Source organism: Candidatus Flexicrinis affinis (genome assembly GCA_016716525.1).
Lineage (GTDB): Bacteria > Chloroflexota > Anaerolineae > Aggregatilineales > Phototrophicaceae > Flexicrinis > Flexicrinis affinis.
Map to the genome: position 1 here is coordinate 368003 of JADJWE010000001.1, position 15337 is coordinate 383339.

14 protein-coding genes are annotated in these 15337 nt (G+C 62.8%); 4 read left to right on the forward strand and 10 right to left on the reverse strand.

The window, feature by feature from the left end; all coding sequences use genetic code 11:
* Positions 1-31 precede the first annotated feature (31 nt).
* From IPM16_01470 to IPM16_01480, 3 genes are all read right to left on the reverse strand, one after another.
* A complete protein-coding gene (locus tag IPM16_01470) occupies positions 32-1510 on the reverse strand; it encodes a HAMP domain-containing protein (GenBank protein MBK9121779.1) in 1479 nt (492 codons plus the stop codon).
* Between the two features lie 9 nt (positions 1511-1519).
* Positions 1520-2200: a response regulator transcription factor gene (locus tag IPM16_01475; GenBank protein ID MBK9121780.1), complete on the reverse strand. Its 681-nt coding sequence runs from the start codon at positions 2198-2200 to the stop codon at positions 1520-1522.
* A gap of 94 nt (positions 2201-2294) precedes the next feature.
* Positions 2295-4178 carry a hypothetical protein gene (locus IPM16_01480; protein ID MBK9121781.1) on the reverse strand — a complete coding sequence of 628 codons (1884 nt, stop codon included), beginning with the start codon at positions 4176-4178 and terminating at the stop codon, positions 2295-2297.
* A gap of 138 nt (positions 4179-4316) precedes the next feature.
* On the opposite strand from IPM16_01480, the gene IPM16_01485 reads away from it, so the two are divergent.
* Positions 4317-5102 carry an alpha/beta fold hydrolase gene (locus tag IPM16_01485; GenBank protein MBK9121782.1) on the forward strand — a complete coding sequence of 262 codons (786 nt, stop codon included), beginning with the start codon at positions 4317-4319 and terminating at the stop codon, positions 5100-5102.
* 137 nt (positions 5103-5239) lie between these two features.
* Here the strand turns inward: IPM16_01485 and IPM16_01490 are convergent, their stop codons facing one another.
* Together IPM16_01490 and IPM16_01495 are read right to left on the reverse strand one after the other, a co-directional pair.
* Positions 5240-6079: a hypothetical protein gene (locus IPM16_01490; protein MBK9121783.1), complete on the reverse strand. Its 840-nt coding sequence runs from the start codon at positions 6077-6079 to the stop codon at positions 5240-5242.
* Positions 6080-6154: 75 nt separating this feature from the next.
* Positions 6155-6838, reverse strand: coding sequence for a PspA/IM30 family protein (locus IPM16_01495; protein ID MBK9121784.1), 684 nt, complete (start codon positions 6836-6838; stop codon positions 6155-6157).
* A 144-nt stretch (positions 6839-6982) separates the two neighbouring features.
* On the opposite strand from IPM16_01495, the gene IPM16_01500 reads away from it, so the two are divergent.
* Positions 6983-8905 (forward strand): amylosucrase, encoded by a 1923-nt coding sequence (locus IPM16_01500; protein ID MBK9121785.1) that lies wholly within the window; start codon positions 6983-6985, stop codon positions 8903-8905.
* Positions 8906-8914: 9 nt separating this feature from the next.
* A complete protein-coding gene (locus tag IPM16_01505; GenBank protein MBK9121786.1) occupies positions 8915-10123 on the forward strand; it encodes a cysteine desulfurase-like protein in 1209 nt (402 codons plus the stop codon).
* Here the strand turns inward: IPM16_01505 and IPM16_01510 are convergent, their stop codons facing one another.
* Positions 10124-10831: an SDR family oxidoreductase gene (locus tag IPM16_01510; GenBank protein ID MBK9121787.1), complete on the reverse strand. Its 708-nt coding sequence runs from the start codon at positions 10829-10831 to the stop codon at positions 10124-10126.
* 9 nt (positions 10832-10840) lie between these two features.
* On the reverse strand, positions 10841-12010 hold the full coding sequence (locus IPM16_01515; protein MBK9121788.1) for a M20/M25/M40 family metallo-hydrolase: 1170 nt from the start codon (positions 12008-12010) through the stop codon (positions 10841-10843).
* Between the two features lie 178 nt (positions 12011-12188).
* Here IPM16_01515 and IPM16_01520 point away from each other — a divergent pair, with 178 nt between their 5' ends.
* Positions 12189-12866 carry a winged-helix domain-containing protein gene (locus tag IPM16_01520; GenBank protein ID MBK9121789.1) on the forward strand — a complete coding sequence of 226 codons (678 nt, stop codon included), beginning with the start codon at positions 12189-12191 and terminating at the stop codon, positions 12864-12866.
* Between the two features lie 78 nt (positions 12867-12944).
* Here IPM16_01520 and rpsT read toward each other — a convergent pair whose 3' ends face one another.
* The 3 genes from rpsT to IPM16_01535 all read right to left on the reverse strand — a co-directional run bounded on the left by rpsT (position 12945) and on the right by IPM16_01535 (position 15325).
* Entirely contained in the window at positions 12945-13214 is a 270-nt protein-coding gene (gene rpsT, locus IPM16_01525; GenBank protein MBK9121790.1) for a 30S ribosomal protein S20, read from the reverse strand.
* A gap of 74 nt (positions 13215-13288) precedes the next feature.
* On the reverse strand, positions 13289-14137 hold the full coding sequence (locus IPM16_01530) for a hypothetical protein (GenBank protein MBK9121791.1): 849 nt from the start codon (positions 14135-14137) through the stop codon (positions 13289-13291).
* 90 nt (positions 14138-14227) lie between these two features.
* The gene (locus IPM16_01535; GenBank protein ID MBK9121792.1) at positions 14228-15325 is read right to left on the reverse strand and encodes a CHAP domain-containing protein; all 1098 of its coding nucleotides are present in this window, start codon (positions 15323-15325) and stop codon (positions 14228-14230) included.
* Positions 15326-15337 lie beyond the last annotated feature (12 nt).

Consider the following 15337-nt stretch of genomic DNA (forward strand, 5'->3'; position numbering starts at 1 on the left):
GTGGCCGGTTTCATTTTCGAAGCGAGGGATTCTAGCGGCTCGACGGATACTCCGGCATACGGACCCGCGGGAGTTTCTGATGCGTCGTCTGCCGCGAGGGATGACTGGCGTCGACTTCTGCATCGACCAGCGGCAGGCTAACGGTGAACGTCGACCCTTGCCCAGGCTGGCTGCGTACTTCGATCGCCCCGTTGTGCGATTCGGCGATCCAGCGCGACACCGACAGCCCCAGACCGAACCCGCCGGTGCCATCCTGCGTGCGCGACGGGTCGACCTGATAGAATCGGTCGAAGATGCGCTCCTGCTGCTCGGGGCTGATGCCGATGCCCGTGTCGGTGATCTCGATGCGCGCCATGCGGTCGACCCGCTGGATATTGAGCGACACCGTGCCGCCCTCCGGCGTGAACTTGATCGCGTTGCTGATCAAGTTGCCCATCAACTGCTGAAGTTGTTGTACGTCGCCGTAAATTCGCAGCGGCTCGATGTGCACGACCGACAGCTTGATCCCTTTGGCTTCCGCCAGTGGCCGTGCCGCGCGCACCGCATCGCTCACGACTTCGTCGGCGTCGAGCGGTGTCATGTGTACCGACACGCCGCCGTAATCTGCACGTGCCAGCATCAACAGGTCGTTGACGAGGCGCGACATACGCTCGGTGTCGGTGTAGATCGCAGTCAGCGATTCTTCGTCGGCCCCGATCTTCTTCATCAGATCGACGTTCAGCAGAATGCCGGTCAGCGGTGTACGTAGTTCGTGACTGATATCGGCGACGAACCGCTGCTGCACGCTGAACACGTGCTGCAGGCGCTCCATCATCTTGTTGAACACCGAGATCAGCCGGCCCAATTCATCATTCGGGCCGTTCCATGTAAGGCGAGTCGACAGGTCTGACGCGCCGACGATTCGCGCCGCTGCCGTCGTCAGTTCCTGCACCGGTTCGATCAGGCGGCGTGCCAACCAGCGGCTGAGGATCATCGACCCGGCCAGCGCGATCAGTGCGCAAATCAAGACCACAAGCAGCAGCGAACTCGTCGCGCTGTTCATGATCTCCAGCGAATGCGCGACCTGAATGCTGCCAATCGCATCGGACCCGAACCAAATCGGGCTGGTGTGTACGCGCCACCACGTGCCGTTGATGTTGACGGTTGAGAAGGTGTGCTCGTCCACACGCCCCAATGCCGAAGGATCGAGGGCGTTGGGCCAGTCTTCGAGGTTGGCCGAGGAATCGACCGGCGTATAGGTGCCGTTTTCCTTGACCCACACCTGTACTTCGGTGCCGGATGCGCGAACAAAATCCAGCTCAGGAAGCTGGACATGGTATCGAGACTGCATCAGTGGCAAGACCGCGAAGCGCGTATCGGCGTTGATCAAGTCGGCAGTGTCGACCAAACGCGAGTCGACATCGCGCACCATCGACCACCACATCAGCCCGACGACCGCGGCGCTCAGTAATGTGATCGTCAACGCGAGTAGGCTGGCGAACCCGAACGCCAGCCTCGTCTTCAAGGTCATGCGCGGTTGCTATTCCTCACGAAGCACGTACCCAACGCCGCGCACCGTGTGGATCAGGCGCGCTTCGTTGTTCGACTCCGTCTTCTGACGAAGGTAGCGGACGTAGACCTCGATGATGTTGCTCTCGCCACCGAAGTCATACCCCCACACGCGGTCGAAGATGACGTCGCGGGTGAGCACTTGACGCGGATTGCGCATGAACAGCTCGAGGAGTTCGTATTCCTTGGCGGTAAGGTCGATGGCGTGGTCGCCACGGTATGCCCGATGCGTGCCCGTATCGAGCGTGAGATCGGCAAAGCGCAGGATCTCCGGCCGGCTGGTCGGTGTCGCGCGACGGAACAACGCCCGGACACGGGCCATCAGTTCGTCAATGCTAAACGGCTTGACGAGGTAATCGTCCGCGCCGGTGTCGAGAGCCGACACGCGGTCACTGACGTCATCTTTGGCGGTCAACATCAGGATGGGCACGTCGCTAGCAGCGCGCAGGCGACGGCAAACCTCCAAGCCGTCCAGCCCTGGCAGCATCCAGTCGAGGATCACCAAATCAGGGGGATTGTCCCGGGCGATATTCAGGCCGGTTTGGCCGTCACGGGCGACATTCACGCGGTAACCTTCGTAGATCAAGCCGCGCTCGATAAACTGGGCTATGCGAGCCTCGTCCTCAATCACAAGGATGCGTTCGCCTGACATCATGGTTCATCCTTTTGGGGGAGCACCTTCAGATACGTTTCAGGTGCGCAGGGTAGCAAAGGCTTATGAGAACTCTACGCACTCAATATGAGAATCAACTGAATGGGACGAAGCGGATGCTTTCAGCACGTGCGGGCAGGGTGATTACGCTCTCTGCGGACAGAACCACACTGTAGACCGCCATGGTGCCCGCACCGCTGGCAAATCCGGCGAGAGTGAAGCCGTCCGGTGAAACGCGGGCGTCGTTCAAATATGGTACGACCGGAATGCTCACCGGTCCTTGCCCCGGTTGGATGTCGTATACGCGAAGCGGAGCCGGCAGGCCGTCGCTGCGGTTAACGATCACGCGGAACGCGCCGTTTGCAAGCTGCGCCGCGTCGCTGATCGTCCCATTCGGCGGCGCAAAGATTTGGACCGGTTCGGCCCGTCCCGGGTCGAGCACGTAAAGCCCGTCGCGCTGGCTGGGCGATACGGCGCCCAGCGCCAACAGCCGGCCATCGGGCAGCGGTCGCGCGACGCGGAAGCTCCCGAGACGTTGCACGTCGCCAGTTCCGATCGTATACAGCGCGAGATCGCCGTCGCTCAGCCGGGCGATCAGCGCGCCGCGCGCGTCGAAGAACATCGGCTCGCTGTAGCCTTCCAGCACACGCTGGGGCTCGCCTCCCGCCGCATCGACCAGATACACGCCGTCCGGCGCTGCATACGCGACTTGATCGGCGCTGGCGTTGAGGGCAGGATGCGTGATGCCGACCCCGGTGACCAACGGTGTTGCGATGTCGGGATTGGGGGTGAACAGCCACAGCGTCTCGCCGCTGACATACGCGACCGTGCTGCCGTCCGCGGCGATGTCGAAGCTCTCGATGCTCGAATCGTGCGCGGTAATCGGCTGAGCGGCGCTGCCGTCCTTGGTCAGCCGCCAAACCTGCCTGATGCCGGTGCCGTCGTCTCCCAAGAATGCGATGTCGGCGGTGAGCGGCATGTTGGGCACGCTCGGAAGGCGCAGCGCTCCCCACGCGACGGCAGCGACCTCTGTCAGCGGCAGGTTGAAGCCCTGCGCGCTGACCGGATCGACGACGGCGAGGACGCCGCCGCTGAGCGCAATCATGACCCGACCACCCGGCGCCCACTGCACGTTTGCCAGCTCGACGCTCTCTTCGCCGATTTGCTCGACCTCGACGCCGCGCGTCGTGGCGACGATCTGGTGCAAGTAGCCGGCAGTCTCCGTAATGCGCGTATCGTTCTGAGCACGTCCGAACACGGCCACCGTGCCGTCTTGCCGGCGCTGTGGAAGCGCGAACCGGCGTGTCGAGTCGGCAAGCTGGGTCTGCTGGTTGGCGTTCGATACGTCGAGGAGGAATAGTCCACCATCGGCCGGGGCGAACATCAACAGGTTGCCACTGACCCATGCGGTTCCGCGCGACGAGGGCAGGGCCGCGTGCAGAACGAGCGGCTCGGCGCTGTTCTGCTGCCGGCGATAGACCCACCAGATGTCGTCCTCCGCTTCGGCCGCCAAGTATTGACCGTCCGGCGACCAGTTCAAGCTGATCAGCGGGGTAATCGTGATGTCGCCAAACGTGCCGTCCAGCACGGCGACGCGCAGGCCGAACTCGGTGGTGTACGCGACGGCATCCCCTTGCGGCGACCACGCCACGCTCTGACCGCGCCCACGGTATGGCGGATAGCTCGCGCCGGTCGTGTCGAGCGGGCGCTGCTCACCGGTGCGCATGTTGTGCAGCCCGACTGCGCCGTCGGTACGGTATGCCATCCAAACGCCGTCCGGCGATAGGCCGAAGTCGAGAGTCAGGGCGCCGGGCGGGGTGACGTCCGAGGCGCCCGCCGCGCCAAGCCCAATGCGCTGAATCGTGCCGTCGCGCTTCAGCGTATACAGCTCCGCCGGCAGGTTCAGTCCATCCTCCTGAGCCGTTGCAGGGGCCGCCAGCATCAGCACGGCGATAAGCAGTAGGGCCAGTCGGCGCATGCGCGCTTCTCCCAACGTGTTGTTTCGGTACGCATGCTTATAGTAATCTCAGCGGGCAGGGCGTGCAACGACACTATTGTCCCGCCTCTAAAGGGAAGTCGACCGCCCGCACCTTTTTCGCGCAAAGGATTAATCCCGATGGCGCAATCTCCGATCATGCCCGGCGCCGAACCGATCTTCGCACGCGGCGGCCCGCTGGGCATCTTGCTGATGCACGGTTTCAGCGCGTCGCCTCACGAAGTGCTGTGGTGGGCGCAGCACTTGGCCGCTGACGGGCACACGGTGTATGCGCCGCGGTTAGCGGGTCACGGGACGAACCCGCGCAATATGGCACGCATGCACTGGCAGGATTGGACTGCGTCCGCGGCAGACGCGTATCACATGCTGGCGCAGCAGTGCGAGCGCGTGGTCGTCGGCGGTCTGTCGATGGGGGCGGCGTTGTCGCTCATCACGGCGGACTCGTTCGAGGTTGCGGGCGTGATGGCACTTGCGGCGCCGCTGGTGCCGTTTCCGAACCTGACGCCGCGCAAGATGCGAATCGCGAAGTTGTTTCAACCCTTCACCGATCAGACTGACCGCGGGCCGTTCGCGGATCGTGTGCTCGAACAGCAACAAGAGCGCGGCGAACGCCCATTGGGGCGCGTGCGTTACGGGCTGTGGTCGTCGGCCGCGGTCGAACAGCTCACGTTCGTGATGGCGAATGCGCGGGAAAGCCTGCCACACATCATGGCGCCGGTGCTGGCGGTGTACTCGAAGGGCGACGAAACAGTGAGACCACATCACCTCGACGCGCTGAAGACGGGACTGACGCGGAGCACCCGCGTCGAAACGCACCTGCTGGAGACGAGCGGCCACATCCTGACTCAGGATATCGAGAAAGAGACGGTCTTCGCACTATCGAGCGCGTTTGTCGCCAGTCTGTAAGAGACTATTTGAGAAGCGATTTCAGGTTGGGACGCTGTCCCAATCCCTGCTTCATGATTAGGGGGTCAAGGGGTGTAAGCCCCTTGTGGAGGTGTGGAGGCAACGCCTCCACATCCTTCTCGATTGGCTTGTAAGGGCTATCCGAGGCGCAGTGCCTGCTGCTGGACTTCTTCCATCGCGTGGATGGTGTCCTGCAAGCTGCTGACTTCTTCTTGAATTTCGAGCCGCATGCGCTGCATTCTGCCGCTGTCGACCTCGGACGTGCCGAGGCGGGACATTTGTGCGTAGATTGTGCCGAGCGATGCCAGCGCGCTCTCGAGCTGAATCTCGGCCCGTTTAGAGTTGTTGACCGCGGCCTGCAGGTTGGTGAGCTGCTGCTCGAGCTGGGCACGCTGCTTTTCCAGTTCGGAGACAACCAGATCGGCGCCGTTGCGCTTTTCAACCTCAATGCGCTGTGAGACCTTCGAGATGCGCGTCGGCACTTCCTTGACATCACGAGCGATCAACTGATTCTCGGCGAACTCGTCGAGATGCAGGCCGAGGTTGACCATGTGCCCGATCCACGCGTTGACGTCGTCGACCGTCTGCAGCAGGTTAGTCTTTAGCGACCCTTTAGCCTTCTTTGCAAGGTCGAGCATCTGCGTGCGGTATTCGAGCGCCTTCTGTATGTGCTGGCGGGCGACACGATTCTTCACACGGTCGAGCTGGAGTTTTTGCTCGAACATGCGGTTGACCGCCTCTTGCGCCGCTTCCGGATCGGTCACCGACGCGGCGAGGAACCCGAGCGCCGCCAGACCGCCACCAACCAGCCAATACCAGCTCTGCCAGTCAAACAAGGGCACACTGATGTTGTCGCCTACGAAGACGTACAGCGCGATGGTGAACGCGACCGTAAACAAAAACTGCGGGCTGCGCAGCGCGTTCGCCAGTATCGCGCCGATCGCACGACGGCGTAATTCGGACTGTTGTTCGGCCATGGTACGCAAGGCTCCGAGACGATTGAACAGGCGGGCAGCGACCGGGTATGTAAGCCGCTGCCCCCTGACGATGAACTAGCCCTGATTGCCCAGCAGGCGGGCGCGCCGCTCGGCCAACTGGCGTTCCAGTTCCGAGCTGCGCACGGCGTCGTCGATCTGGTCGGCGACGTTGCGCGTGGCTTGTTCGAGCCGCGCGTCTTCCTTGTCCAGCCGCGCCTTGATCTGTTCGCTCATGCTGCTGATCTCGGCGTCGCCGACGGTCGCGATCTGATCCAGCGACTTCATCGTCTTGGCGGCGATGCGCTTGCTTTCCATCAACTGCATCAGACCAAGCAGGTGTTCGCGCTCCTGCTTGATCGACACGAGGCGCGACTGCAGCTTCGAGCGCATTCCGAGCATCAGCTCGTACTGCTTGTTCTGCTCTTCCCACTGCTGATAGTATTCCTGCGCCAGCGACTTCTTGGTGTTGAGCTGGCTCTGCGCGGCGATCGCCAGATCGTCCTTGCCGGCCAATACCAGTGCGTCGATGTCGCGATCCAGCTTGTCGGCCGCGGCGGTAAACTCTTCGTACTTGCGGCGGAGCGTCTTGACCGTGCCGCCGACGTTGGCGGTCGATTCCTCAAGCTCCTCAAGGTTGCGTTCGACCTGACGGATGTACTCGTCGAGGACCTGCGGCGAGTTGGCCTGAAGGGCACGGTCGACGAGCCCGTGCAAGCTCGCGCTGATCAGCGTGTTGATTTTCTCAAACAAACTGGCCATGTAGGGATTGACCTTTCGATAGCGCTGACTCGGGTTGATTCGAAGCTAGCGTCAGTATAACACAGCGTGCCGCGCTGCGCGCTAAGTGTCGCCCCAATTGCTGAGTCACCGCGCTATAATGGCGTGGCGACTTTGGAGGCACAAATGATCGATCTTGACCGCGAGGCGCACGTTACCTACGAGCGCTTGGCGCCGCGCCTGCGTACCGTGTTGTCCGACGACGATTTCATCCACTTCGACCGGCGGCTTCAACAGCATTTTCCGACCGTGTTCAAGCTGCTCTCCAAGATCTACGGGACCCACTACGACTTCTTCTATCACCTCGAACAAATCCTATATACGGCGGCAGAGGCGTTTAAGTCGCGGTCTGCGGCGCTACGCGCGCGGGACGAGGAACGGCTGCACGACCCGCACTGGTTCCAATCGCACACCATGATCGGCGGCGTGCTATATGTCGATCTGTTCAATGACACGCTCAACGGCGTCAAAGAAGAGATTCCGTATTTGCGCGAGCTTGGCTTGACATACGTCCATCTGATGCCGCTGTTTTTGTGCCCGGAGGAGAACAGCGACGGCGGCTATGCGATCAGCAGCTTCCGCGACGTCAATCCGGCGCTGGGTACGATGGACGATCTGCGCGACCTGATCGACGCCTTGCGCGCCGAGGACATCAGCGTCGTGCTGGACTTTGTGTTCAACCACACGTCCGATGAACACACGTGGGCCAAACGCGCGCTGGCAGGCGAAGAGCGCTACCAGAATTTCTACAATATGTTCCCCGACCGCAGCCTGCCGGATCAGTATCAGCCGATGCTGCGCGACATTTTCCCGGCTCAAGCCCCCGGTGCGTTCACGTACGTCGAGTCGATCGACCGCTGGGTGTGGACGACGTTTAACACCTTCCAGTGGGATCTCAATTACCGCAATCCCGAGGTCTTTACGGCGATGCTCGGCGAGATGCTGTACCTCGCCAATCAGGGTGTGGAGGTGCTGCGACTCGATGCCGTCGCGTTCATCTGGAAGCAGTTGGGCACCACCTGCGAGAACCTGCCGCAAGTGCATACGCTCATTCAGGCGTACAACGCGCTCGCGCAAATCGTCGCTCCCGCCCTGATCTTCAAGAGCGAGGCAATCGTGCACCCGGACGACGTCGCCAGCTACGTCAGCCCGGGCGAGGCGCAGATCAGCTACAACCCGACCATGATGGCGCTGCTTTGGGAGGCGCTGGCGACGCGCGAAGTCAAGCTGCTGCGTCACGCCATGGAGCGGCGCTTCGCCCTGCCGGACGGCACGGCGTGGGTCAACTACGTGCGTGTGCACGACGACATCGGCTGGTCGTTTGCCGACGAAGACGCGCGCGATCTGTGGATCAACGGGTTCGATCACCGCCAGTTCCTGAACCGGTTCTACACCGGTCAGCACGACGGATCGTTCGCCGTCGGCCTGTCGTTCAACTTCAACCCGGTAACACTCGATATGCGGATTTGCGGCACGGCCGCGTCGCTGGCAGGCCTCGAAGCGGGCATGCGGCGGCAAAGCCCGGAATGGATCGACGCTGGCGTTAAGCGCGTGCTGATGCTGCACGGAATCATATTGGCTGCGGGCGGAATCCCGCTGCTGTACAGCGGCGACGAGATCGCGCAGCTCAACGATTACGGCTTCCGCGACCGGCCCGGCCAAGCGGGCGACGAGCGCTGGGTCCACCGGCCCAAATTCGACTGGGCGCGCCTTGAAGAAGCCCGCAGCGACCCGGCCAGCCCGCAGGGCAGGGTGTTTCACGGTCTGCTGCGGATGATCGCTATCCGCAAAGCCAATCCCGCGTTCGGGCCGGGCGCGACGACCTTCTTCGACAGCGGCAGCGCGCACGTCCTCGGTTTCGTGCGCAGCGAAAAGATCGTCGTGCTGGCGAACTTCAGCGATTATCCCCAGATCGTAACGTGGGAGGCGCTGTCACGCGCGTGGCAGGTGCCGCCGCAGGTTGTCGATTTGATCACCGACGAACCCGTGCTGACCAACCTTTCGCTGGTCATGCCCGGACATGGCATTGTTTGGCTCGCACACGCTTAGGAGCGTATCATGACGTTTGATGTGTTGGCGGTTCGCCGTCAGTTTCCCTCGCTGCACCGCCCATCAGAGCACGGTCGCACGCCGGTCTACTTCGATAACCCCGCCGGCACGCAAGTCGTCCAAGACGTGATTGACCGCGTCAGCGACTACTTCCTGACTTCAAACGCGAACAGCGGCGGCACGTTCGAGACGAGCCGGCGCACCGACGCGATGGTCGACGCCGTGCGCGCGCAGGTGGCGAAATTCCTCGGCGCGCCCAACCCGCACGAGATCGCTTTCGGTCCCAACATGACGACGCTCAACTTTTCGCTGAGCCGCGCCATTGCCCGCACGTTGAAGCCCGGCGACGAGATCATCCTCACGCGCATGGATCACGACGCGAACGTGTCGCCGTGGCTCCGCATCGCCGAGGATCATGGGCTGGTCGTGCGCTGGGTCGACTTGAACGTCGAAGACTGCACGCTCAATCTGGACAGCTTTGAGGCGGCGCTGACCGACCGCACCAAGGTCGTGTGTATCGTTCACGCCAGCAACGCCGCCGGCACCATCAATCCGGTCGCGCGCATCGTCGCAATGGCCAAGGCGGCCGGCGCGCTCACCGTGGTAGACGCCGTGCAGTCCGCGCCGCACATCCCGATTGACGTACAGGCGCTGGGGTGTGACTTCTTGATGTGCTCGTCGTACAAGTTCTTCGGTCCGCACCTCGGAATCCTGTGGGGACACTACGACCTATTGGCTGAACTCCCGGTGTATAAAGTTCGTCCGTCGCACGACGAGCCGCCGCACAGGTGGGAAACCGGCACCGGATGTTACGAACTCATCGCCGGGTTGGGCGGCGTGATGGACTACCTCGACCGCATGAACGGCGGACGCGGCCCGTCACCGGCGCCGTTCGTGGCCTACGAGCGCGAGCTGGCCGCCGCGCTGATTACGATGCTGGAACGCATTCCGGGCGTCCGGATCTACGGAATCACCGCCGCGGAGCGCGCCGCCGAGCGTGTCCCGACGGTGATCTTCGAGAAGGCAGGATATACCCCCAAGCAGGTGGCCGCGCATCTCGCCGCGCAGGACATCTACGTGTGGCACGGCAACTACTACGCTGTCGAGATCATGGATCGGCTCGGTAAGCCGGACGGGCTTGTCCGTGTCGGCTTGGCTCACTACAACACGACCGAGGAGATCGACCGGTTGGGCGTCGCGCTGCGGGCGCTGCCCTGATTACCACGGCAGACTGCGGCCGTTCCAGCGTTTGTAACTGCCGTTGTCGGCACGCGTCAGCCGTTCGATCACGCGCAGCAGCCCGAGCACCGATTCCTCGCGTTCAAGCGGCGCGTTGCGTCCGCCCATGTCCGTCTTGACCCAGCCGGGATCGATCGTCACGCAGACGATTCCCTGCCGGCCGAGGTCGGCGGCTAGCCCGCGCGTGCTCATGTTGAGGGCGGCCTTGCTCGCGCAGTAGGCATAGCTGCCGCCGTAGTTGCGTTGAGCGATGGAGCCCATCTCCGACGAGATGTTGATGATCCGCCCGAGGCTGCTGGCCTGCAGCAGGTCGACGAACGCTTGAGCAATCAAGAGCGGCGCGACCGTGTTGACGTGCAGCGTATGCAGCATGACGTCCGGGTCGATTCGGCCGAGGCGCTGCTTGTCGTCGTCCGGATCGATGCCCGCGTTGTTGATCAGGACATCGAGTACGTTGGTGTGCGAGCGCACGAATTCTTTAGTCGCGGCGATCTGTGCCGGGTCGGTGACCTCGAGCGGGATAGGGTGCACCGTTCCGCGTGCATTGGATGCCACTGCTTGCAGTTCTGCCGCTGCTTCCGGGTTGCGGCAGGCGGCATACACGGTGACTTTGGGCCGTTCGCTGAGCTGCCGGACAATCTCAAGCCCGATCCCGCGGCTGGTCCCCGTAACAAAGACGTGATTCATCCCGCGCTCCTATATCTTCGTCCACACAGCATCAGCATGTGATGCAGCGAGGATCAGTGTCATCAACTGCTGCATTCCCGATTCGACCGGGCCAATCTCGGCGAATTCGTCCAGCCGGTGGGCGTTGCCGCCGCGCGTTATTCCGACCGTCACGGCGGGACATCCGGCCGCCAACGGAATGTTTCCGTCCGTGCTGCCGGTTTCGAGGATGGCCTTTATGCCGACGGTTTCGAGCGCGTCGACGGCCATGCGAACCAGCGGGTGATCGGGCGGAATGCTTCCAGCCGGCCGTTCGCCGACCACTTCGACATCCAGCCCCACGTCGTTTGATTCAAACGACCGGATGATCTGCCGCACTTCGCGCTCAAGTGCTTGCAGCGAGGCCGTGTCCTCGGACCGCAAGTCCAGCCACATCGAGGCGCTGGCAGCGATCGTGTTGATCGACACGCCGCCGTCGATCAGACCGATGTTATAAGTGGTGCGCGGGTGCTGCGCGGGGCGGATTTCCGCGATGCGCGCGCCGAGCTGCATCAAGACGTGGATCGCACTGGGCCGCCCGAAATGCAGCCAACTGTGTCCGCCCGGCGCGCGTACGGTGATATGCAGCCGTTTGACGGCGATTCCGGCGTGGTAGATGTGGCCGAACGCCAAGCCTTCGATATTGATGACCGCGCCGACGCGATCCTTGAGGCGCTCGAACGCTGCACGAATGCCGCGCAGGTTGCCCAATCCCTCCTCGCACGTCGTCGCGACGAACCACAGGTCGCGGTCGGGCGTGATGGCGCTGTCTTGCAGCACGGCGATCGCGCCCAGCATACCGGCGACGCCCATACAGTTGTCGCCGATCCCGGGCCCGTATAGGGTAGTTGCGTCCCGGCCGTGCGTAAGTTCGACGTCCGGCCCGAACACGGTATCGGTATGCGCGATGATCATCAGGGCGGGCTTATGGGAGTCGAGGCCGGGCATACGCGCGTATACGTTGAAGGTGTCGTCGGTCGTCACGTCTTCGAGGCCGGCCTGCCGGAACTGGCGCTCGACATAAGCGGCGCGCTGCTGTTCGTGAAAGGTCGGTGCTGCAATCTGCTGGATCGTTGCCGCCAGATCGACCACTCGCGCCGCGTGTTGGGCGAGTTTATGGACATCCAACATGCGGTTAGCTTGCTCGATTAGGATTTTCATACGTGCCGTGTCCGTGAGGATAGCTTATAATCTGTCTTGTTCATCCCCGCCTTTGACGGTCCCAGCCCTCGCGCGGCGCAGCCTGTGCAGCCGTATTGAAGTCTCCGGGAATGAAAGTCGGAAGACGCTCGCATTATGACTCGGCGGGACCGGTTTGCGTACTAATGGAGCTAGACAGATGGAGTCTCGACCTTCGGTCCTGCTGATTGGCCGCCTGACGTCAAAAGGCGCGCAGTGGATCGAGGCGTTGGAGAAGCGCTACGCGATAACGATTGTCAGCAGCGGGAAGAGCGCGCTCGACGTACTGCCGTCGCTGGCTCCGAGAGTGGTGGTGTGGGACTCGGTTAGCCTGCGCACGCACGGTGACCGATCGCTCAAGCAGATTCGTGACGCGTTGCCTGCGGTCAAGCTGATCCGCGTGGTCCTAGCGGGCAACAAGACCGTCAGCACTGTGATCGACGGTACGATCAACGCACCCATTACGGCCCGCAAACTCACCAACCATATCGAGAAGCTTGTCAACCTGCCTGCCGATGAGGTGGTGTCCGCCGGCGTGTTCAGTATGCAGGTGCAGCGCCGCGTGCTGACCGTGAACGGACACGAACTGCTGCTGAACCCCAAGCTTGCCGCCCTGCTCGAGATGTTCATCCGGCACGCCAACCAGACGGTCGAACGTGCGACACTCATGAACGTGGTGTGGCAGACCAACTACATCGGCGATACGCGTACGCTGGACGTGCACATTAGCAAAGTACGCGAACTGCTGAAGGGGGTAGGCGCCGCACAGCATTTGCGGACGGTACGGGGCGTGGGATATCGGCTGGAAGTCAATACCGGCGAACCGGCAGCCCCGTGATGCCCGGGGGCGAAGTCATGCGCAAAACAAAACGGCCGACGTAAAACGTCGGCCGTTGTTGTTGGGTATCGCAGTGCGCTAGCTCTGCGCAGCGGCGAGCTGCTTCATCAAGCGGCTCTTGCGGCGGGCTGCGTTGCGCGGGTGGATCACGCCGCGGCTGGCGGCCATGTCCAAATCGCGAACGGCTGCCTTCACGGCTTCGACCGCGTCGGTCGTTTCAGGGGCCGCCTTGATGGCCGCGCGCGCCTTCTTGACGAACGTCCGCGCACGGGTGCGATAGGTCCGGTTGTACTCCCGGCGCTTCGCCGTTTGGCGGATGCGCTTGAGGGCAGACTTATGATTCGCCATCGGTGATTCCGTATCCTTCGAAAACTGGCTGTTCTATCGTGACGCAGCAGAGTATCACATCGCGCGCCGTTTGTCTATGCCGTGACTTTCACGAAAATCAGCGCAGCGGCGATGACGTTGGCAAGTACCAAACCAGCGAAGATCAGGCGCACCAGCACGGGAGCCTTGCGCGGCGCGCCCGGCAGCGAACCGGTGCGAATCCTGCGCGGGATCGCGTTGAACAGCGTGCCGGCATCGGCATCGTCGGGCACGTTAGCCATCGGGTCCGGTTTGGGCGGCTTGGCGGGCTTCGCCTTCGGCTTCTTGCCCTCCTCGGGCGACTGAGGCATCTCGACACCGCCGAACAGGTTTTCGAGGTCTTCTTCAAGTGGGCTGGAGGGCCGCGCGGTCTGCGTCGCGACCGGCGCAACCATCGGCAGATCGGGCGCGGAAGCGCTAAACGGCGCGTTCGCCGGGTCGATATACGAGTCCCCGAACGGGTCGGCGAAGGCGTCGCCCATCACGTCGTCGAACTCGTCGAGCGACACGTTAAACGGGTTGGTCGACGGGGTAGAAATCGCCGACTGGCGCATTTCGTCCAATTCCGCCAGCCAATCATCTCCGCTGGGCAAGTCGAAACCGGCAAACGCGTTCGGGTTGGATGGCTTTGGTTCGGTCTTGGGGCGGGCGGCGAGCTTGGCATCGAGCATTTCGAGGCCTTGGCGCGCGTTCTCGTTGCCGGGGTTGATGAACAGCACGTTTTGCAGGCACGTACGCTGGTCGTCTTCAGTTTCGACCACGCCGCTGAGCCAAAGCCACGCCTGTTCGTTGTACGGATCTAGATCGGTTGCGCGCTGCAGCAGCTCGCGCGCTTCGTCCCGATTGTTGGACTTCAGCGCGCGGACGGCATCTTTGACCATCGCATTTACGTTGTTTGTCGCCATAACACACTCTCGACACGCGTTACACGTGCGATCCGATTTGCCCCAAAAACACTATAACACAAGCACAAATGCACCGCCGCAATCCTTAGGTCACGCCTTGGTGTACCACGGCAGATACAGGTACTTGACGCGGTCGCCGGTCGTCTCGCTGGTGAGCGTATCGAGGCGCACAGGCTGGGCGTGGTTGTTGTCGGTGATCCATACGCCGCCCGCGCTGTCGACGTATTCCACCAGCGCCACGTGCCCGTAGCGGTCGTCGGCATACGGGTGATCGGTCTCCAAGACGAGGATCGAGCCGGCAAGCGGCGTATCCGACGTTCGGATTCCGAACCGGCTAAGTTCTGCTGCGCGCTCATCCCACAAATGCGCGTTCGCCGCCAGTTCGCCGGGGATTGGCACCCGGCTTGCGACATAGTTGACGCAGTCGCGGGTGTTGGCCAGCACATACGACTCGCTCTGGCCCCCTTCCAGCGATCGGATTACGGCTGGGTCGGCGGCGTCGGGCGGCGTGACGGCCAGCAGGCGCTGCGTCGTGCCCTCGATCCGATGCTCTAGCACGGTCGCCTGACCCGAGGCTTCCTCCGCATCGCGGGTCGCTGCCTCCACCGTCGCATCGAGTCCGCGCACGCGCGGATCGTTGAGGGCGGCCGCTTCCGGCGTCCCGTAGGCGACGAGTCGGTTCAGCAGCGCCCCGCGTTCTTCCAGCGCGGCCGTGCGGGCGGCTTCGGCCTCGGCGACCTGTGCGCGGCGGTCGGCGAGCTCGGCTTGATCGGCCAGCAGTTGATCATATAGCGGGCGGTTGGCACGCGAGACGTAGTTACCCAGTGTATAGGCCGGCGGCGCGGCCGTCGCCTCTGGCGGTCGCATGCTGATGCGTGCGCTGCCGCCCAGCCGATCCCACAAGATACCGAGCGGCGGACCATGCCAGCGTCCAGCCGATTCGATATCGTCGGCCGCACGGGCAAGCTGCGACGCCAGTCCGGCAACCGACTCGATCAGCGCGTCGAGCCTGCCGCTGTGCGCCAGCATCGCAAATGCGCTCGAACCCGACGGGTCGACCTGTGCGACCAAGCCATCGACTTCGGTATGAACGCGCTCTGCGGCGAGGCGCAGCGAATCGGCGCTGCGGGACATGTCGCTCGCGGCGGTGCGCAGGTCTTGAAGACGGGCGGACACGAGATCGTTCATGCGCACAGCATA